Origin of the sequence: Capnocytophaga gingivalis (assembly GCF_002302415.1) — a bacterium.
In the GTDB taxonomy this organism is placed as follows: Bacteria; Bacteroidota; Bacteroidia; order Flavobacteriales; family Flavobacteriaceae; genus Capnocytophaga; species Capnocytophaga gingivalis.
This window is the reverse complement of the sequence record NZ_CP022386.1, coordinates 2,510,251-2,534,048: the sequence shown is the minus strand read 5'-3', so window position 1 is coordinate 2,534,048 and position 23,798 is coordinate 2,510,251. Positions and strand designations below refer to the sequence as shown.

The 23,798-nt window shown below is 39.1% G+C and carries 23 protein-coding genes and 2 pseudogenes; 15 read left to right on the top strand and 10 right to left on the bottom strand.

Annotated features, from left to right (window positions below; genetic code table 11):
• The first annotated feature begins 35 nt into the window (after positions 1-35).
• The 11 genes from infB to CGC50_RS12010 all read left to right on the top strand — a co-directional run bounded on the left by infB (position 36) and on the right by CGC50_RS12010 (position 10,184).
• A complete protein-coding gene (gene infB, locus CGC50_RS12060; RefSeq protein WP_095910997.1) occupies positions 36-2,894 on the top strand; it encodes a translation initiation factor IF-2 in 2,859 nt (952 codons plus the stop codon).
• A gap of 5 nt (positions 2,895-2,899) precedes the next feature.
• Positions 2,900-3,538: an orotate phosphoribosyltransferase gene (gene pyrE / locus CGC50_RS12055; RefSeq protein ID WP_095910996.1), complete on the top strand. Its 639-nt coding sequence runs from the start codon at positions 2,900-2,902 to the stop codon at positions 3,536-3,538.
• Between the two features lies 1 nt (position 3,539).
• Complete coding sequence (locus tag CGC50_RS12050) at positions 3,540-3,935, top strand: orotate phosphoribosyltransferase (protein ID WP_095910995.1); 396 nt, start codon at positions 3,540-3,542, stop codon at positions 3,933-3,935.
• On the top strand, positions 3,932-4,438 hold the full coding sequence (locus tag CGC50_RS12045; RefSeq protein ID WP_095910994.1) for a DUF4199 domain-containing protein: 507 nt from the start codon (positions 3,932-3,934) through the stop codon (positions 4,436-4,438). The genes CGC50_RS12050 and CGC50_RS12045 overlap by 4 nt, the downstream gene beginning before the upstream one ends.
• A 10-nt stretch (positions 4,439-4,448) precedes the next feature.
• Positions 4,449-5,393: a glycosyltransferase family 2 protein gene (locus tag CGC50_RS12040; RefSeq protein ID WP_095910993.1), complete on the top strand. Its 945-nt coding sequence runs from the start codon at positions 4,449-4,451 to the stop codon at positions 5,391-5,393.
• Positions 5,394-5,407: 14 nt separating this feature from the next.
• Positions 5,408-5,845, top strand: coding sequence for a copper resistance protein NlpE N-terminal domain-containing protein (locus CGC50_RS12035; protein WP_095910992.1), 438 nt, complete (start codon positions 5,408-5,410; stop codon positions 5,843-5,845).
• 6 nt (positions 5,846-5,851) lie between these two features.
• Entirely contained in the window at positions 5,852-6,529 is a 678-nt protein-coding gene (locus tag CGC50_RS12030; RefSeq protein WP_095910991.1) for an alpha/beta fold hydrolase, read from the top strand.
• 156 nt (positions 6,530-6,685) lie between these two features.
• Positions 6,686-6,913: a cbb3-type cytochrome oxidase assembly protein CcoS gene (gene ccoS / locus CGC50_RS12025; protein ID WP_040360229.1), complete on the top strand. Its 228-nt coding sequence runs from the start codon at positions 6,686-6,688 to the stop codon at positions 6,911-6,913.
• 20 nt (positions 6,914-6,933) lie between these two features.
• The gene (ccoN, locus tag CGC50_RS12020) at positions 6,934-9,129 is read left to right on the top strand and encodes a cytochrome-c oxidase, cbb3-type subunit I (protein ID WP_095910990.1); all 2,196 of its coding nucleotides are present in this window, start codon (positions 6,934-6,936) and stop codon (positions 9,127-9,129) included.
• A 6-nt stretch (positions 9,130-9,135) separates the two neighbouring features.
• Positions 9,136-9,327 (top strand): cbb3-type cytochrome oxidase subunit 3, encoded by a 192-nt coding sequence (locus tag CGC50_RS12015; protein WP_095910989.1) that lies wholly within the window; start codon positions 9,136-9,138, stop codon positions 9,325-9,327.
• On the top strand, positions 9,324-10,184 hold the full coding sequence (locus CGC50_RS12010) for a cbb3-type cytochrome c oxidase N-terminal domain-containing protein (RefSeq protein WP_002669568.1): 861 nt from the start codon (positions 9,324-9,326) through the stop codon (positions 10,182-10,184). Before CGC50_RS12015 ends, CGC50_RS12010 begins: the two co-directional genes overlap by 4 nt.
• 75 nt (positions 10,185-10,259) lie before the next feature.
• On the opposite strand, the gene CGC50_RS12005 is transcribed toward CGC50_RS12010, so the two are convergent.
• Positions 10,260-10,472: a hypothetical protein gene (locus CGC50_RS12005; protein WP_095910988.1), complete on the bottom strand. Its 213-nt coding sequence runs from the start codon at positions 10,470-10,472 to the stop codon at positions 10,260-10,262.
• 643 nt (positions 10,473-11,115) lie between these two features.
• Between CGC50_RS12005 and CGC50_RS14205 the strand changes: the two genes are divergently transcribed.
• The 4 genes and pseudogenes from CGC50_RS14205 to CGC50_RS14325 all read left to right on the top strand — a co-directional run.
• On the top strand, positions 11,116-12,630 hold the full coding sequence (locus CGC50_RS14205) for a hypothetical protein (protein ID WP_232781137.1): 1,515 nt from the start codon (positions 11,116-11,118) through the stop codon (positions 12,628-12,630).
• Between the two features lie 57 nt (positions 12,631-12,687).
• Positions 12,688-12,849 (top strand): annotated as a pseudogene (locus CGC50_RS14330) (PAAR-like protein); the annotation flags it as partial.
• A 332-nt stretch (positions 12,850-13,181) separates the two neighbouring features.
• Complete coding sequence (locus CGC50_RS11980; protein WP_095910986.1) at positions 13,182-13,991, top strand: hypothetical protein; 810 nt, start codon at positions 13,182-13,184, stop codon at positions 13,989-13,991.
• An 84-nt stretch (positions 13,992-14,075) separates the two neighbouring features.
• Positions 14,076-14,186 (top strand): annotated as a pseudogene (locus tag CGC50_RS14325) (DUF4280 domain-containing protein); the annotation flags it as partial.
• A 72-nt stretch (positions 14,187-14,258) separates the two neighbouring features.
• Here the strand turns inward: CGC50_RS14325 and CGC50_RS13970 are convergent.
• The 9 genes from CGC50_RS13970 to CGC50_RS11930 all read right to left on the bottom strand — a co-directional run bounded on the left by CGC50_RS13970 (position 14,259) and on the right by CGC50_RS11930 (position 23,677).
• Positions 14,259-14,861 (bottom strand): hypothetical protein, encoded by a 603-nt coding sequence (locus CGC50_RS13970; protein WP_198541611.1) that lies wholly within the window; start codon positions 14,859-14,861, stop codon positions 14,259-14,261.
• A 132-nt stretch (positions 14,862-14,993) separates the two neighbouring features.
• On the bottom strand, positions 14,994-15,407 hold the full coding sequence (locus CGC50_RS11970) for a hypothetical protein (RefSeq protein WP_095910985.1): 414 nt from the start codon (positions 15,405-15,407) through the stop codon (positions 14,994-14,996).
• 743 nt (positions 15,408-16,150) lie between these two features.
• On the bottom strand, positions 16,151-16,555 hold the full coding sequence (locus CGC50_RS11965; protein ID WP_095910984.1) for a hypothetical protein: 405 nt from the start codon (positions 16,553-16,555) through the stop codon (positions 16,151-16,153).
• A gap of 23 nt (positions 16,556-16,578) precedes the next feature.
• The gene (locus CGC50_RS11960) at positions 16,579-17,310 is read right to left on the bottom strand and encodes a hypothetical protein (protein WP_095910983.1); all 732 of its coding nucleotides are present in this window, start codon (positions 17,308-17,310) and stop codon (positions 16,579-16,581) included.
• A 6-nt stretch (positions 17,311-17,316) separates the two neighbouring features.
• On the bottom strand, positions 17,317-17,787 hold the full coding sequence (imm9, locus tag CGC50_RS11955; RefSeq protein WP_095910982.1) for an Imm9 family immunity protein: 471 nt from the start codon (positions 17,785-17,787) through the stop codon (positions 17,317-17,319).
• A 52-nt stretch (positions 17,788-17,839) separates the two neighbouring features.
• On the bottom strand, positions 17,840-18,991 hold the full coding sequence (locus tag CGC50_RS11950; protein WP_095911371.1) for a serine hydrolase domain-containing protein: 1,152 nt from the start codon (positions 18,989-18,991) through the stop codon (positions 17,840-17,842).
• A gap of 110 nt (positions 18,992-19,101) precedes the next feature.
• Positions 19,102-21,195 carry a carboxy terminal-processing peptidase gene (locus CGC50_RS11945; RefSeq protein WP_095910981.1) on the bottom strand — a complete coding sequence of 698 codons (2,094 nt, stop codon included), beginning with the start codon at positions 21,193-21,195 and terminating at the stop codon, positions 19,102-19,104.
• 333 nt (positions 21,196-21,528) lie between these two features.
• Complete coding sequence (nadE, locus tag CGC50_RS11935; RefSeq protein ID WP_095910980.1) at positions 21,529-22,305, bottom strand: NAD(+) synthase; 777 nt, start codon at positions 22,303-22,305, stop codon at positions 21,529-21,531.
• A 61-nt stretch (positions 22,306-22,366) separates the two neighbouring features.
• Positions 22,367-23,677 (bottom strand): hypothetical protein, encoded by a 1,311-nt coding sequence (locus CGC50_RS11930; protein ID WP_095910979.1) that lies wholly within the window; start codon positions 23,675-23,677, stop codon positions 22,367-22,369.
• Between the last annotated feature and the right edge of the window lie 121 nt (positions 23,678-23,798).

The following is a 23,798-nucleotide window of genomic DNA, read 5'->3' as shown; positions in this document are numbered from 1 at the left end:
CACATTTTAAAAACAAAACGAGCTTAGAAAAATTTATGGCCGAGGATAAAAGATTAAATAAAGCAGCAAAAGAATACAACATCTCTACCGACAGAGTGGTTGAATTTCTCAAATCGAAAGGACACACCATAGAAGATGTCAATCCAAATACAAAAATCCCAGCAGACCTGATTGTGCTGTTGGACAAAGAATTTGGCTCTGACAAGAAAAGTCGAGAAACGTCCAAAGAGATTACTGAGGAACAACGCAAAGAAAAAGAAGCTATCAAACAGGAACTCTTAGAAAAAGAGCGCAAGGAAAAAGAAAGACTTCAGAAAGAACAGGAGATTATTCGTGCAAAAGCAAGTGTACCAGGAGCTAAAATCGTAGGTAAGATCGACTTAGACCAACCTAAGAAAGAAGCCCCTAAGGAAACTCTTGCCCCATCTGCAGAGGAACCAGCTCCTATAGTCTCTACCAAAGAGAAAAACTCCCAGGTGAAGGTAGAGCAATCTGCACATGAGGAACATCCTGACAAGCACGAAAAAAACAAAGACAAACACAACCATAAGGATAAGAAGGACTCTAAAGAACCTATCTCAAAACAAGAAAAGGATTTCAAGAAAAAAAGTCAAGAACTCCTCTCTGGCAAGCCTGTCCCCTCTTCCAAAGATGCTGCTAAAAAAGAAGAGAAAAAGCCCCAGACTGAGCCTGAACCAGGTGTTATAGAAACTAAGTACACCAAGCTGACAGGCCCTAAGCTCGTAGGTGAAAAAATAGACTTGTCTCAGTTCGAACGGCCTAAAAAGAAAAAGAACGGCAAGGATAAAAACAAGGATGGCGCCGCCTTGGACAAACAAGCTAAGCGCAAGCGCAAACGTATTTCTTCTGAAAAAGAAAATCCGGCCAATCCTAATGCTCAAAAGAATGGCAATAACAACGCCGCCAATAACAACAAGGATAAAAACAAAAAGAAAAAAGAAAGTAAGATTTTCATAAAAGCTGAACCTACTGAGGAAGAAGTACAAAAACAAGTACGTGAAACCTTAGAAAAGCTACAAGGAAAATCTATCAAATCCAAAGGGGCTAAGTATCGTAAGGAAAAACGCGATAGCCACCGCCATAAGACTGAGGAGGAACAAGCACTACAAGAGAAAGAAAGCACTATCCTAAGAGTAACTGAATTTGTTACGGTAAATGAGCTTTCTACAATGATGGATGTCCCTGTGAACAAAGTCATCGGAGCTTGTATGTCCTTGGGTATCTTTGTAACCATGAACCAACGCTTGGATGCAGAGACGCTTTCCATCGTTGCCGATGAGTTCGGCTATCAAATAGAGTTCTCCACTGCCGATATAGATGAGGCTATTCCTGTAGAGGAAGATCGCCCTGAGGACTTAGTACCACGTGCTCCTATTGTAACTGTAATGGGTCACGTAGACCATGGTAAGACCTCTCTACTTGACCATATCCGCAATGAGAATGTGATTGCCGGAGAGAGTGGGGGTATCACCCAGCACATAGGTGCCTACTCTGTAACTCTTAAGCGAAGTAAACAGCGTATTACCTTCCTGGACACCCCTGGACACGAAGCCTTTACCGCGATGCGTGCCCGTGGGGCTCAGGTTACCGATATTGCTATTATCGTAATCGCTGCCGATGACGATATCATGCCTCAAACCAAGGAAGCCATTAGCCACGCTCAGGCTGCTAATGTACCTATTATATTTGCTATCAATAAGATAGACAAACCCACCGCTAACCCTGAAAAAATAAAAGAACACTTAGCCAATATGAACCTTTTGGTAGAAGATTGGGGAGGTAAGATCCAGTCTCAAGACATTTCTGCCAAACAAGGAATAGGAGTCAGTGACCTATTGGACAAAGTCCTTTTGGAAGCTGAAATTTTGGAACTAAAAGCCAATCCTAAAAAACATGCCTTGGGTACCGTCGTGGAAGCTGCGCTGGACAAAGGACGCGGATATGTCTCCACTGTACTGGTACAGGAGGGAACTCTTCGAGTAGGTGATTACCTATTGGCGGGTACTCATTCTGGTAAGATTCGTGCTATGCATGACGAACGTGGAAAGAGTGTCAAAGAAGCCATCCCTTCGACCCCTGTAACCATCTTAGGACTAGATGGAGCACCACAGGCAGGAGATAAGTTCTATGTATTCGAGGACGAAAAAGAAGCCAAACAAATTGCTGCCAAGCGTACCCAACTCCTCAGAGAGCAGTCCGTACGTACTCAGCGACATATCACTTTGGACGAAATTGGTCGCCGTATAGCCCTTGGAGACTTCAAGGAACTCAATATTATCCTCAAAGGGGACGTGGATGGATCCGTAGAAGCTCTTACCGATTCCTTCCAAAAACTCTCCACTGAAGAGATCCAAGTATCTATTATTCACAAGGGAGTGGGAGCCATCACCGAGTCCGATGTACTCTTGGCTTCAGCGTCCAATGCAATCATCGTTGGGTTCAATGTACGACCTATGTCCAATGCTCGTGCCTTGGCCGAGAAGGAGGAAATCGATATCCGTACCTACTCTATCATCTATGATGCTATCAATGACCTAAAATCTGCCATGGAGGGTATGCTTTCTCCTGAAATGAGAGAAGAAGTTACTGGTACTGTAGAGATTCGTGAACTTTTCAAGATTTCTAAGGTAGGTACCATTGCCGGATGTATGGTTACTGATGGAAAAATATACCGCAACTCCAAGATACGCCTCTTGCGTGAGAATGTAGTAATCTACACCGGAGAACTCTCCTCGCTCAAGCGATTCAAAGATGATGTAAAAGAAGTCAGCAAAGGTTATGATTGTGGTCTCCAGATCAAGAACTACAACGATATCAAGGAAGGCGATGTCATAGAAGCCTTCCAAGAAGTAGCTGTCAAGAAAAAATTATAATTATTATGAAAATATCCGCTACTATAGCCAAGGATATAGCAGGAACGCTGCTTGATATTCATGCCATTAAGCTCAGCCCTAAGGCTCCCTTTACGTGGGCTTCTGGGTGGAAGTCTCCCATCTATTGTGACAATCGCATGCTCCTATCCTATCCTGAGGCTCGAAACAAAGTAGCTCTTGCTATGAGCGAATTTATTAAGGAGAAATACCCGCAGGTACAGCTCATTGCCGGAGTAGCCACGGGAGCTATAGGTATAGGAATGCTCGTTGCCGATAGGCTTGGATTGCCCTTTGTATATGTACGCCCAGAGCCTAAAAAGCATGGGCGCGGCAACCAAATAGAAGGTAGCTTCAACCCTAAGGATAAAGTAGTAGTCATAGAAGATCTCATCAGCACTGGTATGAGCAGTATAGGAGCAGTAAGAGCTCTAAAAGCTCACCAAGTGGAAGTATTGGGAATGGTAGCTATTTTCTCCTACCTATTCGATATCGCTCAAGAGAATTTCTCCCAAGAGAATATAACCTTAGATACCCTCAGCCAATACGATGCCCTCTTGGAAGAGGCCAAAGACAGAGATTATATATCCCAACAAGAGATAGAAACCCTGGCTAAGTGGCGCTTAGCCCCTGATAAATGGAATTAGTATGAAAATCACCTCCCCTACTGTATCGGTAGCCCTTCCTATAGCGGCTGTCTATGAGAAATTAGAGAATGTATCCCTCTTCCAGAGGCTCATGCCTGAGAACTTAGCTCAATTCTCGTCCTCCGAGGACAACACCTCTTTTTCCTTTACCCTGAAGGGGATGCCCGAGATTTTCTTGGAGAAAAAGAAACTTACTCCTACCTCTGAACTCGTATATGGAGCGCCTGAGGGAAAGCTCCCCTTTACTCTTAGTATAGCCCTAACTTCTACTTCTGCGCAACACTCAGATGTAGTCTATACTTTCGAAGGTGAGTTCAACCCTATGCTGGCTTTGGTGGTAAAAAGCCCTATCACCAAGCTGCTACAAACCATGGCCGAGAAAACAAAAACACTATGAAGAAACACCGAAACCTCATGCTCAAGTATGGAAGTATGATGGGGGGTGTATCCATAGCCCTCACCCTACTTCAGCACCAACTACAAGCCTACAATGGAGCCCCTTGGACTATATTTGCTTTCGGTATTTTACCTATTTTATTCCTTACCTTTTTTATTTTTTTAGGTATTTACCTAAGCAAAGAACGTAGTTTCCGCCAAATGATAAAAATAGGACTGGGTATCTCTATTCTTTTTGCTATTATTGCTGGAGTATTTTGGGTTATTTTTATCCAATATATAGACCCTAACCACTTGGATAGGGTCAATCACTTACAATTGGAAGCCTACCAAAAACAATTCCCCTCAGCCGACCCTCAGTCCATAGCTCAGATGCAACAAGATATGGAGCGAAACAAATTACCTTGGATACAATTCAACCTATCGGTAGTCTCCAATATGTTTTTTGGCTTAGTTATTTCCTTATTGGGAAGTTCATTTTTCAAAATTTTCAATAGAACTTAAAAACAAATCCATGCAGATATCGGTTGTCATTCCGCTATTCAACGAAGAAGAATCCTTACCCGAACTACACCAGTGGATACAGAAGGTGATGGACAAGGAGCAATTCTCCTATGAAATCATTTTTGTAGATGATGGCTCTACCGATCATTCATGGGAAGTGATCCAGCATATATGTGCTTCTGATAGCCATGTGAAAGCCCTACGCTTTTTAAGGAACTACGGGAAGTCCCAAGCTCTCAATGCGGGTTTTGCAAGAGCCGAAGGTCAGGTGGTCATCACCATGGATGCCGACCTACAGGATAGCCCTGATGAGATACCCACCCTCTATCAGATGATTCAGAAGGAGCACTATGATCTGGTCTCTGGCTGGAAAAAGAAGCGCTATGACCACAAGTTCACCAAGAATCTCCCGTCCAAGCTCTTCAATTGGGCTGCTCGCAAGGTCTCTGGACTTACCCTACACGACTTCAACTGTGGGCTGAAAGCCTACCGTAAGGAGGTTGTTAAGACAGTCGATGTCCGTGGGGAGATGCACCGATACATCCCCGTACTGGCGAAATCGGCAGGATTCGATCGCATTACCGAAAAAGTAGTTCAGCACCAAGCTCGCAAATATGGCAGTACCAAATTCGGAATAGAACGGTTTATCAATGGCTTTTTAGACCTATTGACTATTGGGTTCCTTTCTAAGTTTGGCAAGCGACCTATGCACCTCTTTGGTGCCTTAGGGGTACTGATGTTCTTCATTGGTTTTTGCTTGGCCTTTTACTTAGGGGTTGACAAACTCTTTATAGACCCTACAGGAAGACTCATCACCAACAGGCCTCAATTTTTCCTTTCACTTACAGCCATGATTATAGGAACTCAGTTCTTTTTGGCTGGCTTCTTAGCCGAATTAGTGCTAAGAAGTAGAGAGAGCGAACCAAGATATCATATCAAAGAAACTATTAACTAAGAAATAATCACTTTATGTACAGAATTTGTATTCTTTCCCTACTATTGTTCGCCTGCAAGGGCAATAATACCCCAGAGAACACTCCTACAGAGGAACCAGTTACAGAACAGAGAGAACAAACCACACAAGCTCCCAAGGAGCAAGATAGCCGCCAAGGTATCCTATACAATGGTATTCTCCCCACCCCCGATGGAAAAAATGTAGATACCACAGTTATCTTGGGGGAAAATAATACCTATACCAAGACCGAACGTTATATAGAAGATGGACATAGCCAAAGTGAGAAAGGGCGTTTTCAATGGAATGGAGAAGACAAAACCATTGTCCTTATAAGTGAGAATGGTTCTAAAGCTATCTACAAAGTAGATGCTCAAGTGCTCATCCTCCTTCCTGACTCCGACAAAAAGATGACCCCAGCGGAAGAAGAGCGCTACACCCTACACCAAAAATAAGAAAAAATGGCTATCCCTGTCTATTGTATGCCTGGTATGGCCGCCAGTTCGCGTATTTTCGAACACCTCGAGTGGCCTGAAGGGTATCAAGTACATCTGTTGGAATGGGACGAACCCCGTCCTAAGGAAGGTCTCTTGGACTATGCCGCCCGTATAGCCCAACAAATCACTGCTCATAACCCTATCCTTATAGGGGTATCCTTAGGCGGGGTACTGATGCAAGAAGTAGCCAGACTGCTGCCAAGCTATCGGTGTGTCGTTTTAATCTCCTCTGTCGCCTCCCCTCAGGAACTCCCCTCATGGATGCGCCGTTGTAAAAAACTAAAACTACACCATATTCTTCCCTTAGCCCGAATGATACGTTTTGACTTTTGGAAACACACCAAGCGCTACAAAAAACTATATATTCACTATATAGGTCTCTCAAGTCCTACCTACTTGGCATGGTGTGCGCGTGAGTTGCTCGATTGGGAAGGACAACCTCTTGATAAGGATAAAATCATTCATATACATGGCGATAAGGATTTGGTATTCCCTATCCGATACATTGGCGATTGTATCCGAGTGAAGGGGGGTACCCATATCATGATCGTCAATCGTTTTCGTTGGTTTAGAGAACATTTTCTTCCAATAATTAATTCAAAAATCTCCCCTACAGAAGAGTCCACCCATACTCCTATATAGAGGGTGCCAGAGCACAATACTATCATAGAACAATTTAAGATAAAAACCTCTGAAAAATCAAAAAAAGAAAGTTATTGCCAAACGTGAAAAAAAGTAAAATATATTTTTGTGATCTAACAAAAAAAACTTATTTTTGCACCAAATTTTATATATAAAATGAGTGTTATCTACATGCTCATATCCATTAGTACTATAGTAGTCGGTCTATTCTTATTCTTATACCTTCGTGCCATTCATAAGGGGCAGTATGATGATGTAGAGAGTCCTGCTATACGTATGCTCTTTGAAGATGAATTAGTAGAATCCTCACCTAAAGAAAACACCTTAGAAAAAACACATACCTCTTACCACAAGAAGGATACAGAAAAGCAAACAACAACTTAAAATTTGCTAAATCATTTTTTATGGAAATGGAACAATTTTATTACGACAACAAAATTGTTAAGAACTTCCTTTATGCAACCCTCTTTTGGGGTGTTATAGGAATGAGTGTGGGGCTACTATTGGCCTACTATTTTCTATTTCCTACACTTACCGAAGGGATCTCTTGGCTAAGTTTTGGTCGATTGCGACCACTGCACACCAATGCTGTGATCTTTGCTTTTGTAGGAAATGCTATTTTTGCGGGGAGCTACTACTCCATGCAGCGCCTACTGAAGGCTCGTATGTATAGTGACTTCCTAAGCAAGCTCAACTTCTGGGGATGGCAGTTGATCATCTTGGGAGCGGCTATTACTTTCCCTATGGGGATAAGCACCTCCAAGGAGTATGCTGAGCTTGAATGGCCTTTTGATATTGCCATAGCTATTGTATGGGTGGCTTGGGGTGCCAATATGATTGGAACCCTTATCAAGAGAAGACAGCGCCACATCTATGTAGCGATTTGGTTCTACTTGGCTACCTTTGTAGCTGTAGCTTTGCTACACATTTTTAACAACTTAGAGTTCCCTATTGCCCTTACCTCTATGAAGAGCTACTCCGTATATGCAGGAGTACAAGATGCTTTGGTACAATGGTGGTATGGACACAATGCGGTAGCCTTCTTCCTGACAACTCCTTTCTTAGGACTTATGTACTACTTTGTTCCTAAAGCGGCTAACAGACCGGTATATTCCTACCGCCTTTCTATTATCCACTTCTGGAGCTTGATATTCATCTATATGTGGGCAGGACCTCACCACTTGCTCTACACCGCTCTTCCTGAATGGGCTCAGAACCTTGGAGTAGTATTCTCTGTAATGCTCGTGGCACCTTCTTGGGGAGGTATGATCAATGGGCTACTTACCCTACGTGGTGCTTGGGATAAGGTGCGTACCGAGCCGGTACTTAAGTTCTTGGTTGTAGCCATTACCGGATATGGGATGGCAACCTTTGAGGGGCCTACCTTGGCGCTAAAGAATGTAAATGCCATAGCCCACTTTACTGACTGGATTATTGCTCACGTACACGTAGGTGCCTTGGCTTGGAACGGGTTCCTTACCTTTGGTATGATCTACTATCTTGTCCCTAAGATGTGGAAAACCAACCTATACTCTACCCGCCTTGCCAATGCACACTTCTGGATAGGTACCTTAGGAATTGTATTCTATACCATTCCTCTCTATATAGCAGGATTTACACAAGCCTCCATGTGGAAACAGTTCTACCCTGATGGAAACTTGGTATATGGTAACTTCCTTGATACTGTCAATGCTATCCTACCTATGTATGCTATGCGTGCCATTGGAGGAACGCTTTATATCAGTGGGGCTATCATGGCTATTATCAACGTGATTCAGACCATCCGCCAAGGACAGAAAGTAACGGACGAACTTGCCGAAGCTCCTGCCTTAGCTCCTATTAGTAAAAAACGCGTGGCTGGTGAAACCCTTCACCACTGGCTCGAAAGAAAACCTGTACAAATGACCATCTGGGCTACTATTGCCGTAGCCATAGGAGGTGCTGTACAGATCATCCCTACTCTCTTAGTAAAAGAAAATATTCCTACCATAGCCGAAGTAAAACCTTATACACCTCTCGAATTGGAAGGCCGTGACCTCTATATCCGTGAAGGTTGTGTGGGTTGCCATACTCAGATGGTTCGTCCATTCCGTAGTGAGGTAGAGCGTTATGGGGAATACTCCAAGGCTGGAGAATTTGTATACGATCGTCCGTTCTTATGGGGAAGTAAGCGTACAGGTCCTGATTTGCATCGCTTAGGAGGCAAATACAACAACAACTGGCACTTCAACCATATGTTAGACCCAAGAGAAACCTCCCCAGGTAGTATCATGCCTTCTTATCCATGGCTTATCAAAAATGAATTGAACACCGATAGGCTCTTACAGAAGATGCGTACCTTATCTAAATTGGGGGTTCCTTACAACGAAGATGATTTCAAGTTTGCCCAAGAAAACTTAGCCGTACAAGCCAGAGCTATTGCCAATAGCCTACTGAACGACCCTAACTTCGTGGCCAATTATGAAGCTTCTAAGAAAAACGCCGAAGTTCGTGGGGAAAAATTTATCCCTATCGAAAAACGTGAAATCGTGGCTATGATAGCCTATTTACAACGATTGGGGGTAGATATCAAAGCAAAGAAAGAAAACGCTGAAAAATAATTCGTTATGATGAAGTTTATCAAACACCACATGGCTTCCATCGAAGGTGTTTCACTTTACCCGATTATTTCTTTAATTATTTGCTTTACTTTTTTCATCATCCTATTCTGGTGGGTACTCTCCTACAAGAAAAAGGATCTGAATGAGATTAGTAACCTCCCTTTTAACGACGACGATCAAAACAACAACATTTTATGAGAAATTTATTAGCATTAATACGTATTCTTATCATTGTAGGTTTTGCTGCCTTATTGTTAGAATATATATATGGAACAGAAGAAGCATCTGCTATTGTTTCTATGGTTCCTATCCAAGCATTTTTAGGGTTCCTCACCTTGATACTTATTGCTATTGAGATGATCCGCTACCGCTCTGAGGATATTCTTGACCGCCTGCTCACCGACTCTCAAAAACAACAAAGAGAGCTTGCAGAGCAAAACAGCTGGTGGGGGCGCTTTGTAGCCAAGATGCTTGACCAAAAACCTTTAGAAAAAGAATCTGAAATTATCCTCGATCATAACTATGACGGGATCCAAGAGCTGGATAACAACCTCCCTCCTTGGTGGACTTATCTTTTCTATGCTTGTATCATCTTTGCTGTAGTATACCTATTCAAGTATGAAGTATTTGGCGGGCTTAGTCAGAAAGCTGAATATGAGCAAGAGATTACCGATGCCCAACATGCGATTGAGGCTTTCAAAAAGGCCAACCCTGGCATGATTGATGCCGATAGCGTTACAGAACTTACCGATGCAGCCAGCCTACAGGAAGGAAAAAGTATCTTCCAAGCCAACTGTATCATGTGCCACGCTCCTGACGGTGGTGGAGGTATAGGTCCTAACCTTACCGATGATCACTGGATCCTTGGAGGAGATATCAAGAATGTATTCCACACCATCTCCGAAGGAGGACGTGAAGGTAAAGGTATGGTTGCCTGGAAGGCTACCCTCACTGCCAAACAACGCCAACAGGTAGCCAGCTATGTACTCTCCCTACAGGGAAGTAGCCCTGCCAGCCCTAAGGCTCCTGAAGGAGACATTATTTGGAAAAAATAACAATCAGTGATTTTATAGAAAAGTGCTTGTAGTTCTAAGGTCTACAAGCACTTTTTTTTGTAACATATTCAGTCTCTATTGTGCAATCTGTGACAAAGCAAATAGCGGACACAGTCTTACCATGCGCTCTGCTCCTTCTTCAGTATCGGTATAGGTGAACGTTCCAAAGTTCTCTCTTACTGCTGTCGATTTACCCACCTGACGGGCACCCCTTAACAACAAAGGTTTGCGAGCAGGGCGTAAAGCCCATTCTTTTAGATAGCTATCTATTAATCTTGGGTAATACATTTTATAAGTAGTTATATATCAGAGTTCAAAGATACAAAATTAAAATTATCCAAAGAAATAATTTGCCATTTTTTGTAAAAATCCAAAGAAATAATTTGCCAGTTTTTTCAAAAATCCAAAGAAATAATTTGCTTTTTCTGAAAAAGTTTCAAAGCACAAATCACCTACTAAAAGTTTTTCTTCTACTAAAAACAGTTCGCTTTTTTATTAACAAATGTGTTTAAACTTTTTTGAGGAAATTGAACGAAAGACATATCTAATTTTCTTTTCTTCTTGCTTAATAGATTCAACCATACTCGCTGAAAGCTAACATCTTTACTTTCCTACACTTAAAAAGGGAATAATCCAATTATTTATTGTATCTTTGCCCAAAGTTCCTGAATTTTGGTGTTCTTTTTTTCTCAAACACAAAATTACTAATTTTCGGGAACTTTTATTTTATTATAGGAAAAAGTTTAAACAGCTTCAATAATGGACTATTCTCATTTAGTAAAAGATCCTGTATCTGGCAACGCACGAAGTCCTATAAATCGTTTTCAATTATGGAAATGGCAATGGGAAACTATACGAAAACATTATTTATTAAAATAAATCTCTTATGAGGAAAATATTATTATACATTGTAGTATTAACAATAAATCATATGATGGCACAAGAAAACAAAAATTCTTTAAAAGATACGATTATGTTCGAAAAATTTGATTTTAACCTATGGAATACAAGGTACAAAGATTTCGAGAAAGATCCTAAATATGGAGATTATTACAAATTAAAAGATGGTTCTTCTTTCCGCCCTTTTTATGGAGGAAAAGGCTATATCTTTTATGATGTAATTCCTCCCCTACCAGCCTATTACCATTACTTTTATGATTATTATGAAAATGGAAATCTTAAAGCCTATGGTAAATACGCAGGTATGCAGGTAGTAAAAATAGGTGTTTGGCATTACTTTGATGAGAATGGCAAAGAAACTCAGGTAAATGAAGAAGCAAAATTAGGTAAATGGACATTTAATGCTATTTTAGAGGTATTACATAAAGATGCCGTTATTGATCTCTACACAGGTAAAAATAGGGATTGGAATAAATTATATATTGAATTTAGAAATAATAACAGAGAGGTAGCTGTTATCGTTTTTAAAGAAAGAATAGATGTTTTGATAGATACCTATTATGAATATATTTTTGACTGCAAAACAGGAAAGTACACTCGTGAAGAGTATGAACGTTATAATGAAAAAGCTAAGGATATGCCTACACTTCCTCCTCTAAAAAATAGCAAAAAGAATAAACGTAAAAGAAAAAATAGCATATCAATAAGTGAGGAAGAGTACCAAGACCTTCAGATTTTACAATGCAAAACAATTAATAATAACAATAAAGCTGAATGTTTAAACGATAGAGTTATGTTTGAATATTTTGATTTTGAATTACACAATAGAAACTATGAGGGATATGATAAGGAAATCGGAAATCCTCATTTCTATAAAGCAAAAGATGGTAATTTATTTAAAGGGGTAAACTTTGGAGGAGAAAACATATACTACATAGTAATCCCCAAAAAACCAGCTTATTATAGGTATATGTATTATTACTACCCTAATGGGAAACTACGAAAGTATGGAAAATATGCTGGGATGGGAGGAAATACTATGATTGGAACATGGTGTTATTATGATGAAAATGGAAAATTGGAACAAATAGATGAAGAGAGAAAATTTGGTAAATGGAGTTTTGAAAAAATATTAGGTATATTAAACAACGACTCTTCTATTAATTTAGAGACAGGAAAAAATAGAGAGGCTGACAAGCTATATTTTGAATTTGATAAAATAAAACATATATGGATAGTAACTGTTGTTAAGAAAGTTTTACATGATATTATTGATGTTTATTATGAATATATTTTTGATTGCACAAGTGGAAAATATGTTCGGAAAGAGTATGAAAGATATAATAATGCTGCTGGAGGATTTGAATTGCCTCCATTAAAAAACAGCAAAGAACAGCAAGAAAATTCAACCTCCCTCTTCATAGAAGAAACCACACCTGCCAAAGAATTAGGCGTACCTTACAAGCAAGGGGGGATTACCCTGCTGGCACTTACCGCCTTTATAACGATAGGGCTTTCACTAAAAAAGAGTGGGAACTATATGTAAAAACACACCCTTGGTGGGAAAGGTTATTCCTAAGCTAAATTTTAAAGATTAATCATTATGCCACAAATCATCACCAATACCGCAATACTCAGTTGCGATCAAGGTACAGCAACGAGTAAACTCAATGTTACAAGTCAAGATTTTGTAACTATTGAGGGTAAAGCTATGGCTACTGAGGAAGATAAACAGGCTAATGTCAATATACTGCCTTTTAAGCAAAGATATTTTGATGATAGGCTAACTACGACAGCTTATTATACCCCTAATAAGGCAGTAGTAACTACAAGCCGTATAAAGCCATTTGTGATAACACACGAAGTATACCATAGTTTGGGTTTACCTCATTCCTTTGAGAATAGAGATCATATTCCTCAAACTCTTCAAGGAGGAAATAGAGAAATACAAAGTAATGGAGAATATTCATTTGGATATAAAACAACAACCAATATTATGGATTACTCAGATCACAGGAATAATCTATTCTATTGGCAAATAAAAATAGTTCGTAGCAAAGCGGCTCCAGAACCTAACAATTATAGACCTGAACAGTTATGAAAAAATTGATCACAATTAGTTGCTTCTTTTTTGTAGTGTGCCTTAGTAGTGCACAAAATATTTATGAGTTAAAAATTGATAAAAAAATGGATAAGAACAATCGCCCAACAATAGATAGTGGATTTGATATTCTTCATTTAGAAGAATATAAGGATTTTTTGATTAAAGATGAATATTCCAGTTTTAAAACATATGAAAAAAAAACACCTAATGGGATTATAATATTACGGGAAGGAGACGATTTCCTTTATGAAAGATATTTTAATAATTCAAGTTATTGTATATTTAAGATATATGATACAAAGACATTAAAGATTAGATTAAAAAGGCTGTCAGTAGAACCAACAAGTATTGCCTTAGGCAAAGAGTATCACTATGATAGTAATGCTACCCTTATCAAAACCATTGACCACGATAAGGGATGGAATTTTAGTTATGAAGATGTGATTAATTATTTATATGACAATATAGAAGATGAAGTAAGAATATACATTTCTTCTATCAAAAAAAGAGTATACCAAAATAGAAATTATTGGCAAGTAGAAACTAATACAAGGTTTTGGAAAAACAATCATTTTTTGCGTATAGATGGAAATACGGGTGAGATACTGTGTCATCTTGTTTTGTATGCAGAAGAAAACGATCCTGCAATAAATGTGCTTAAAACTATTGTACCTAATAAGATAGATAAACTTCCTCCTGAAGAAAATAAATATCTTCATTGGATAGATGAAAATGGCAAAAAGTATCAAACCCCAGACACAAGGCGGAAAGTCAATGGCATTTCATATACCGAAGAAGAATGAAAAGCCTATGAGGAAGAACAATGGCAGCGCCATCGGAAAAACAAAGGAAAGAGTTGGTTAGAAAAACTATTTAGTTAAGATATTATGCCACAAATCATCACTGATACTGCAGAACTCAGTTGCAATCAAGGTACTGCAACAAGTAAACTCAATGTTACAAGTCAAGATTTTGTAACTATTGAGGGTAAACCCCTGCTAGCGCGAGCTTGTAGCTCGTGCCTACTATAATAAGAGCGTGTCGCTCATTCCTTATCAATTACTTCCTCCTTACTTGCGTAACCAATGTTTAAACTCACTTGTTAATTTTTTCTCTTTGAGCAAAGATATCATTTCAAATTGGGCTTTAACCTCATTTTGAACCAAAGCATCTTGAAATCCTTTCTTAGATAATATATCCTTATCTTCATCTTGTAGCATTATATCAATTACATTGATAATTGATTGAGAAATATTGTCTTCAAAACCTCTTACACCTGACTGACAATATCTTAAAATATCATCTAAAGAAACTATCAACTCATATATTTCCTCTTGTTGATAATCTGTCGCATCTAAATCTGTTTCATCTATGTCGTTAAGCCTTTCGTACAACGAATTAATTTTACTCATATCCATTTGTTCCTTTTCATCAACGAGATTCCACAAATAACTTATGATTTCATTTATCAATAAAACCTCTTCATCGGTCAAAAAAACTTGAATATGATTTTTACATCTTTGAAATAAACCTTCACAAAACCAACTACCCCAAAAAAGCAAATTATTTTCGGGTATCTCTGAGGTTTTTTCTTCTATTTCTTTTGAATACGAACTAAAATCTTCATATATTATAGAACCATTTGACTCTGAAAAATTTTCTTTTATTTCCATACTTTTGTTGAACTTTTTTATTATACTTACCTATACTTCTGTGTTTTGAGTAATGTACTAAAACGCATTACTTACCAGAACAAACACAAACCCATACAAAAACAGAGCATCTACCAAAATAAAACTATTGTATTAAGGTTTATTTGTAAACTCTTTATCAAAAACCTCTTTTAAAGGTAATGATAGAATTATATCCAACTTTTTCTTATTAGGTTTAATAATCTCTCCTGTTTGTCCATTAACCCAATAAGTATTATTCAGAAAGTATTCTCCTGTTTTATGATTATACAAAATTGTGCTTGCTGAAAATATATAATATCCATCATAGATGATATTCAAATTAACTTTGATCTTATTCTTCTCAGGATGTTTCTCAAAAAAGTATTTTGCAAAAAGATCTGCCGCCTCATCTGTATTTATCCTATTCTTTTTTTCTTTTTGTTTGTACTCTTCTGTTCCAAAGCAGAAAAAATCTTTGGATACTACTTTACAAGAAAATACACAGAAAAATGTAATTACAGCTATTATTCTAATCAATTTGTTCATAATGTTTTATGCAATATTATTTATTATTTAAGTTTCGCAAGTCGTTTTTAGGCTATAATTGGATTTATAATTAATAATCAATATATTTCAAAATAAACCTCCCCCTACCCCCTCCGAGAGGGGGAAAGCCAGCGAGTGCTCACAGCTGGGTATGTGGGATGCGTTGAAAAAGATAAAAATTGTCTATCAATCTAGAAAATATCCTCTCTCTAACTCCTTGAGAATCTTAAACTATCTCATTCCCCCTCCAAGAGGGGGTAGGGGGAGGTTTTTGAATATCAATAAATTACAGAACTTACAAAACTTAAATTTTTTATTTAAGTTTCGAAAGTCGTTTTTAGGTTATAATTCTATTTATAACAAGCTAATAATCATCAACATACAAAAAACCTCCCATGAGGCTATCCGAAAAGTCCAAAATATTATTTTTCAAAAGTTTAAATCGAATATTTTCAAAGTTTATTCTATTGAAAATCAGCTGTTTTAGATCCTGTTGTAGGGGCGATTTGCAAATCGCCCCCCCATGAATAAGCCCTTTCGGACAGCCTCTTTAAATTCGTTAAAAAGACGAAAACTGTTTGTCAATACGTAAAATTTTTTCTCTATAACTCATTGAGAATCATAAACTATCTCATTCCCCCTTTGGAGGAAGTCGCGAGAGCGAGTATGTGAAGAGGGGGAGGTTTTAAAAATCAATAAGTTATACAATTTTTGAACCTTAAATTACTCATTATATTAATTGTTTATGTGAATCGCTCTTTTGAATATTGTTTTATTGCAGAAGTAAGTTTCTCTATAGTATTACAAATTTGCTTTTCACTAAATAGTTCCTCTACTTTTAGCAAATTTGCAGCTACCTCATCTTGGTAAGAAAGTTCTTTTATTTCTTCAAATCTTTTCTCTGGATATAGAACTTTTAAAATATAGAAAAAGTCAAAGGAAACCTTTTTCTCTAATAGTTCTTTTGTTGTAACTGCTATTGATAAAACACCTTTTTCTATTGAAAAATTAAAGATAAGCCCTACTTCTGGATGGCTACAGGTCAAAGATGAAAACAACAAACCTCGATCTTCGACAAGTTCATTTCTATACCCTTTATCATATAATAGGCTATATTCTTTACCTATTTTATTTCTTATATGTAACATCGTTCAGAAATATAACCTTTGTATTACCTAATCAAGAAAAAAGATACTATTTCTTTTAATCCTTCTATATTCCCAGAAAATAGTACCATTTCTTTTTCCTTCACAATATACTTATTTTCTGATGGAGCATAACAGACAAAAACCTTTTCTCCTTTGTAATTAGATAACTCTATGAAGTCTTCTTCTGCCTTCATATCCTGTATAAAATCGTATAGGTTCGCTATTTTCTCATAATAATTTTTACTATTTTTAAATCCTATTCTAGGGATGTGAAGCCTTGAGAGTATCAAAGGGGCTATCTTTCTATCCCATACAGTTGGATTGAAAGCCAAATTTCTTGCAACAACTTCTTTGGTATCTTCTCCTGTAAGTTCGGAGTGATGAATAGGGTAAAACCATATTATTTTTTGATGCATAACAGCATCAAAACTCTTAAACCAATCATGGTGTGCACTATCAATGAATATAATACTGTCAAAAATTCCGATAGTTTTTTGAATGCCCACTTTACAATAACTAATGATTGTGTTTTTCTTTAAAGCCTTATCCACCTCTGATAAAACGGTATCTATCACCTCCTCATTAAAAGGAGATTTTATAGAGGTCAGATATATATGCTCTTTAAAAATTCTTGCATAAATACGGCTTTCTTTTCCACTATTATACTTTATGAACCCTACTGTCCAATTGGGCAAGTGGTATTCTTCTGTCCTTTGGAACTTATTTAAAAATTCCATTAATTCCTTTTTTTTCATCTTTCTTTATTTTTGGAAGCTAATTCTTTTCCCATTACAACTAATGCCTTTTGTAAAAGCCAAATGAATGGCAAGCCTACTACTCTCTAATATATATTCATACAGATTGCTATAATTCTCAAAATTAGGCTCTAATACATAAAAGTTCTTATCATTCAGTGGCACATAAAAAGCCTCTTCTACTTTTTTAGAAACCCCATACAAAGCTCCCTTTTCATTAGGTATGGCAACAGAAATAGAAAACTCAAATTCTTTATCCGAAGGGTAGCGCATTGCACGTTTAAAGACGCCTATTCCATTAGTAGAGCGTAAAGTTACCCTTATCAAAAGCTTCCAATCCTCTAAATCTGCAACATTAATCCTCGAAATAATAGATTTTACATACTCATTTAATCCCTCTCGCACAGAGTCTATATCCACATCCTCACTCAAACGAGGGATTTCAATCTGTAGAGAAACTTTAACTTTTTCATCCATAACTACTTTTATAACAGAAGTCCATTAGTGATCATTATTCATTATTCACTCTTCACTCTTCACTCTTCTTGATAACTGGATAGTTATGAGTAGTATACTCCTTATAGGAGGCTCCTTTGAGCATACAGTCCATAATTCTATGCATATAGTCCGCTATGGAGGGGTTAGTCGTATTGAACAAGAAGGTAAAGACCACTTCTTCCTCAGGATATACATAGAACCAAGCATATCCCCCTATCCCATTGCCTATATGCCCGTAATAGGTACGCCCTTGCCAGTCGGTAGTTGCCTGCCAGCCAATGCCATAGCCTGTATCTTTTCCGGTATTGAGCTGTTGGGAGGTGAGCATTTGCTCTTGATATTCTGGTTTTAGAAAAGCCTTGCCCAGCACTGCCTGTCCCATTAGGTTTACATCATAGGCAGTAGAGAGGAATCCTCCACCTCCGAGCTTAAAGAAGTTATTCACCTCTGTAGATCTTTTGAATTGTTTCTTCTTATCAGGAGAATACGGTATCGACTGGTTCGGGGACAGCCCTCCCATATCGGGAAAAGTATGCTTCATCCCTATAGGCTCCAATACATTGTGGGTTACATACCATTCGAAAGGTTCCTTACGTGCTTCCTGCATAGCCAAAGAAACAAGGTTCATATCATAACTATTGTAGTAATATTGTGTCCCAGGTTCGAAAAGCAAAGGGTCTTCTGCAAATACGCTTATTCCTTCCTTGATGCTCATAAAGCGGTTGAGAAAGACTTCTTTCCCTTTGTAGGCACGTATCCCTGCCAAGTGTCCCGCCAATTGTTTTACGGTAAAGTCATATTGTTTTTTAGGAAAATAAGGGACATAGTCATAGAGCGAACAGTTCCAGTCTATCCAGCCCTGTTCCTGCATTTTGGTCAGCGCCATCCCTGTCAAGGGCTTGGAAACACTGGCGATACGGTACAGGGTCTCGCGGGGGTTCACCCCTACTTTGTTCTCTATATCGGCATAGCCATACCCCTGTTCCCAGATGGGAAAGCCTCGCTTGGTCACACATATGGACATACTCGGAGTATAGTGCTCCTGTAGAAGGTAATTGACTACCAGCTCCGATTGTTGGATTGCTTTTTCCAAAGAATTTATCTTGGAAATATCTTCTGCAAAAATTTGTTTTTGAGTAATGGGTTGCGCAAATAATTGCTGAAAAAATGTAAAAATAGACATTAGTGCTACTATTTTTGTTCTCATATTGCTTATTAGGTGCTTTATTTTCTTGAAAAAAACGCTCCAAAGATAGGATCTTCAAAGCGTTAAAATATTTTTTTAATATGTTCTTATTTTACTAAATCATTGAGTACCTCTACAGCCTCTTCTACATAGATATCCTTTTGAAGATTTTCATGCCAACGATCACGTCGTATCTTCACATCTTCATTCTCTTTAGCTTTCTCTTCTTCGGAAGGCAGTGAGGAGAATTGTAAGGATGATTTGTATTCGGTCAGTTGCTTGAACTTCTTGATCATCGCCTCACTTTCATCTATTTGTTTCTTATAGGCATTGTACTCAAGCGAATAGGTATTCTCATCTCGTTGTTTCTGTACCCAGCGGGCATTCTCATCTATGAGCTTGAAGAGGGCTCCCTCTTCTATACGCTTCTTGCTATTGGCAATAGCGGTAGGAAAGTTCTGGTTTTCACTCCAGCGGGTATAGTTGGCCTTAGGTATCTCATCCCATGGCATAGGGTTCTCCATTTCTCTCTCTCCTACTTTTATGTATTGGTAACGATCTGGAATCACCACATCGCTATTGACTCCCTTCAGTTGGGTAGATCCTCCATTGATACGGTAGAACTTCTGGCGAGTGAGTTTGATAGCTCCCAAGTCTCCCAAGGAGCTATTGCGTATCTCGCGGTTTAGGTCTATCAGCTCTTGTACTGTACCCTTGCCGTAGGATTGCTTGCTGCCTATGATGATGGCACGTCCGTAGTCTTGCATAGCAGCTGCCAAGATTTCTGATGCAGAAGCGGACAATTCATTGATAAGAATCACCAAAGGTTTATCCCATTGGGTACTACTGTCGGTATCGCTGAGTACTTGTATATTTCTCTCGGCATCTCTCACTTGTACTACCGGGCCTTCTTTGATAAAGAGACCTGCTATTTCGACTACTTTGGATAGGGAGCCCCCACCATTGTTGCGCAAGTCTACGATAAGCCCATCTACATTCTGCTTCTTGAGCTTGGCTATCTCCAAGGCCATATCCGAAGCGGAGTTACGCTCACGGGTATTGTTGAAATTCACATAGAAGGAGGGTAGGTTAATGATTCCATAAGTATGGTTTCCTTGCTTGATTATAGCGGATTTGGCAAAGGTTTCCTCTATCTCTACCACATCACGCTTTATGGAGACTACTTGTATACTTCCATCTACACGCTTTACAGTAAGGCGAACTTCAGTACCTTTTTTCCCTTTGATAAGCTTCACTGCATCTTCCAAGCGCATACCTATCACATCCACAGGATCTTTACTACCTTGTCCTACCTTGAGGATCATATCTCCTACTTCTAAGAGCTTGCCTTTCCACACAGGACCTCCCATGATAATATCGGAAATACGGATTCCATCGGATTTCTTCTGTAGTACAGCACCTATCCCTTCGAACTTTCCAGATATATCTCGATCGAATCGCTCTTTGATATCTGGTGCCATATAGCTCGAATGCGGGTCTGTAGCCTCTACATAGCTATTGAGGTAGATGCCAAACCAATCATCTGAAGTTAGGTCTTTGTAGGAAACAAACATCTCTTCAAAGGCTTTCTGAGTAGCCTCTACAGCTTCTGCTGTAAGTTCCTTGTCTCCCTTAGGGGTATAGTTAGCATCTTTCTCTTTCTTATCTTGCTCTTCTTTTTGCTTGATAATCAAGTTCGAAAGTATAGAATATTTGATAAGCTTTCTCCAGCGCTCTCTCAGCTGCTTTTTGTTCTTGGTATAGGGGATCTTCTCATAATCCAAGTCGATAGTTTCATTTTTGGTAAACTCGTACTTTTCTTTGAGAAGTTCCTGTGATAGTTTGTTTGCCTCTTCTATACGTTGGCGCAAGCGGTTATAGGTCAGGGTAAAGAAAGAAATATCCATCTTCTTGAGATCATCATCAAGCTTTGTTTCACTCTTCTTGAACTCATCTATATCCTCTTGGATAAAATAACGCTTCTGAGGGTCTAAGTATTGGATATAGCCCTTGAATACACGCTTGGAGTAAGCATCATCCAAAGGTTGCTGGTCATAGTGGCCTCGAGAGACCATATACTGAATGATCTCCATCAGGAGCTTTTCCTTATCTCCTGTATACTCAAATTTTTTATCTGTAAAACTACAAGATGCAAAGGAAATTATTCCTAAGAAAAATAGAATAAAGATATTTTTTTTCATGGATTTGTTTAATAATCGGCAAAGATACTACTTTATTATGAGAATAGAATGTATTTTTATAGTTTTATTTTTTTTTAACACCTTAAGCCCCAACACTGACCACTGCTCGCACCAGCATAGGGCAATTTGCAAATCGCCCCTACCACAGAACACAACAACCCTCATACCAATATCAGCAATCTCTCCTCACTCTTCACTGTTCACTCTTCACTCTTCATTCTTCACTCTTCACTCTTCATTCTTCACTCTTCATTCTTCATTCTTCACTCTTCACTCTTCACTCTTCGCTCTTCATTCTTCACTCTTCACTCTTCACTCTTCACTCTTCATTCTTCACTCTTCATTCTTCACTCTACAAACGGGTATAGGTATCATTTTGTGTTGGTTTGCCCTATTCAGCCGCTTAAAAATAGCCAATACTTGGCTTTGCCGTGGGGTAAGGTGAGTCTCCTCTGCCCCACTCTCTACCAATCGCATTGCCCATTCCAATTCGTCATAGGTAGCACCAAGCTGGTCTTCGTCGGTACGATCATCTCCGAAAAGCCCATCGGTAGGGGCTGCCTGAAGAATCTCTGGCAATACACCCAAGTAGCGCCCTACTTCATATACTTCGCTCTTATATAGGTCGCCTATAGGGCTTACATCTACCCCACCATCACCATATTTGGTAAAAAAGCCAACCCCAAAATCCTCTATCTTGTTACCTGTCCCTACTACCATATAGCCTTGTAGACCTGCAAAGTAGTACAGAGTGGTCATCCTAAGGCGAGCTCGGGTATTGGCAAGCGCCAAAGCATTGTTCTCTGCGGGAGGAACTTGGGCGACAAAGGTATCGAATACAGGGGTCAAATCCACCTCTAAGCTACTGACATTCGGATATTTATTCTTTAGAAAGGCTATGTGATTGCGCCCTCTACTTACCTGATTCGCAGCCTGATGGATCGGCATTTCCAAGCACAGTACGGGCTTACCTGTCTCTGCACATAGGGTGGAGACTACAGCTGAGTCTATCCCGCCTGAGATTCCTACAACCATCCCTTTTATCCCTGTCTGCACAAGGTAATCCTTAAGCCATTCTACAATCTGTTGCGTTACTTTTAGGGTATTCATTCTCGTTCGTTTAGGGCACAAAAGTAGCGATTATTCTCCAACATTCCAAGAAGATTTTTCTTTATTTCCGAGTGATAACAACCGCTTGGGTTGGGGTCTCTCCATTGATACGATCTCCTATCCCATAGTAAGTTACCTCAAGGGAAATATCACCTACACAGTGGCGGATAAAGTCTTGAAACTCTTGGGGTGTCCATTCAAAATGGTGATCTTCATGCCTTAGGCTTTCTGGATCTTCGTCAAAGTAATATTTGTTGAACAAGCTATTGGGGGTGGTGATAATCATCTTGTGGAAATTCAAGCTCAGACAATGCTTTACCAAGGCCTCGGCTGCCTCGGGGGTATTGTGCTCTATCACTTCGGTAAGGATGATGTTCACTGGGTTTTTATACTCATAATCAGCCCAATCGGAAAAGAAATAGAGGTTATCGGCTTCCATTCGTTCTTTCAATAGTGCAGCATAATCTCCTACTGACTTGTCCGTATCGGTAGCAAAATAAGGGTGACTATAATTGTAGTTTCTCCTCATAAAGCGGCGATAGTACTTGAGCTCTCCACACCCTATGTCCAAGATCGGGTACTCCATCCCCAGCTCTTTGACTATGAAGTCCATACGACTACCATGGGTATCGGCAAACTGGAAATCTATATCCAAGCCTTCCGCCTTGAAATACGCCTCGAACATAGGCTTGATTTCTGCAAATTGGCGTTCGCTCTTGATGGCTCGCTTGATAAATAGGTAGAAAACAAAGTAAGGAACCTGTGGGATATTGGTCAGAATTCGGGCATACTTTTGGGCGAAATGGTCATCTATATAGGTGTATTCTCCATAGGTATTGGTAATATGGGTGGTTACAGCTATAAAGCTCAAGAGGTTCATGGCTTCAAAGACACTCTTCCCCTCTACTCTTAGGCTCAGATTGTTACCCACTATTGGGGTTATGTGTATGTTCTTGAAATACCGCTCCATCATAAAGTGCCCCTTGCTATACCAAGTGGAATTGGCATATAGGTTCTTTACTTCTATGGTACAGGGATAGGTGTCTACCTCGGCTCGGGTACGCTCTAACCATTTGATCTGTTGTGACCAATAGACTTGTTTTTCCTGCAAAAGTTCTTTGAAAAACTCATTGCAGATATGTAAAATCACCAAGGGGGAACAATAGCTTTGGAAGTCTATCTGATTGCTTTCCTCTGGAAGATAGCTATAGCGTGTATCCTGAAAGACTACATCATACTGATACGCACTGACGGCATTGCCTATAAGCTGCCCATTGCGTAAGCTCTTCGCGTAGATTCCCAAGTCGGTATGTGGATTCTTATTGAGCAAATCCAACAAATGTGGGTTCTGGGAGTGTATTTGTAAAATCATAAGTATATATATTCTTGTTTGACAGGGCAAAGGTAATTATTAATTGCGCAATGTTCTTACGTAGAAGAATTTTTTTTCTTCAAAGAAAAGAAAAAATATATTTGCCAGAACAAAAAATAGT

Excerpts from the sequence above, each read along its gene's own strand:
- ccoN (WP_095910990.1), top strand. The coding sequence starts at position 6,934 with ATGGAAATGGAACAATTTTATTACGACAACAAAATTGTTAAGAACTTC.
- nadE (WP_095910980.1), bottom strand. The coding sequence starts at position 22,305 with ATGAATACCCTAAAAGTAACGCAACAGATTGTAGAATGGCTTAAGGAT.
- pyrE (WP_095910996.1), top strand. The coding sequence starts at position 2,900 with ATGAAAATATCCGCTACTATAGCCAAGGATATAGCAGGAACGCTGCTT.
- ccoS (WP_040360229.1), top strand. The coding sequence starts at position 6,686 with ATGAGTGTTATCTACATGCTCATATCCATTAGTACTATAGTAGTCGGT.
- CGC50_RS11980 (WP_095910986.1), top strand. The coding sequence starts at position 13,182 with ATGAAAAAATTGATCACAATTAGTTGCTTCTTTTTTGTAGTGTGCCTT.
- CGC50_RS12010 (WP_002669568.1), top strand. The coding sequence starts at position 9,324 with ATGAGAAATTTATTAGCATTAATACGTATTCTTATCATTGTAGGTTTT.
- CGC50_RS12030 (WP_095910991.1), top strand. The coding sequence starts at position 5,852 with ATGGCTATCCCTGTCTATTGTATGCCTGGTATGGCCGCCAGTTCGCGT.
- imm9 (WP_095910982.1), bottom strand. The coding sequence starts at position 17,787 with ATGGATGAAAAAGTTAAAGTTTCTCTACAGATTGAAATCCCTCGTTTG.
- CGC50_RS13970 (WP_198541611.1), bottom strand. The coding sequence starts at position 14,861 with ATGGAAATAAAAGAAAATTTTTCAGAGTCAAATGGTTCTATAATATAT.
- CGC50_RS11965 (WP_095910984.1), bottom strand. The coding sequence starts at position 16,555 with ATGTTACATATAAGAAATAAAATAGGTAAAGAATATAGCCTATTATAT.
- CGC50_RS11960 (WP_095910983.1), bottom strand. The coding sequence starts at position 17,310 with ATGAAAAAAAAGGAATTAATGGAATTTTTAAATAAGTTCCAAAGGACA.
- CGC50_RS11970 (WP_095910985.1), bottom strand. The coding sequence starts at position 15,407 with ATGAACAAATTGATTAGAATAATAGCTGTAATTACATTTTTCTGTGTA.
- CGC50_RS11945 (WP_095910981.1), bottom strand. The coding sequence starts at position 21,195 with ATGAAAAAAAATATCTTTATTCTATTTTTCTTAGGAATAATTTCCTTT.
- CGC50_RS12045 (WP_095910994.1), top strand. The coding sequence starts at position 3,932 with ATGAAGAAACACCGAAACCTCATGCTCAAGTATGGAAGTATGATGGGG.
- CGC50_RS12015 (WP_095910989.1), top strand. The coding sequence starts at position 9,136 with ATGATGAAGTTTATCAAACACCACATGGCTTCCATCGAAGGTGTTTCA.
- infB (WP_095910997.1), top strand. The coding sequence starts at position 36 with ATGGCCGAGGATAAAAGATTAAATAAAGCAGCAAAAGAATACAACATC.
- CGC50_RS11950 (WP_095911371.1), bottom strand. The coding sequence starts at position 18,991 with ATGTCTATTTTTACATTTTTTCAGCAATTATTTGCGCAACCCATTACT.
- CGC50_RS12005 (WP_095910988.1), bottom strand. The coding sequence starts at position 10,472 with ATGTATTACCCAAGATTAATAGATAGCTATCTAAAAGAATGGGCTTTA.
- CGC50_RS12035 (WP_095910992.1), top strand. The coding sequence starts at position 5,408 with ATGTACAGAATTTGTATTCTTTCCCTACTATTGTTCGCCTGCAAGGGC.
- CGC50_RS14205 (WP_232781137.1), top strand. The coding sequence starts at position 11,116 with ATGATGGCACAAGAAAACAAAAATTCTTTAAAAGATACGATTATGTTC.
- CGC50_RS12050 (WP_095910995.1), top strand. The coding sequence starts at position 3,540 with ATGAAAATCACCTCCCCTACTGTATCGGTAGCCCTTCCTATAGCGGCT.
- CGC50_RS12040 (WP_095910993.1), top strand. The coding sequence starts at position 4,449 with ATGCAGATATCGGTTGTCATTCCGCTATTCAACGAAGAAGAATCCTTA.
- CGC50_RS11930 (WP_095910979.1), bottom strand. The coding sequence starts at position 23,677 with ATGATTTTACAAATACACTCCCAGAACCCACATTTGTTGGATTTGCTC.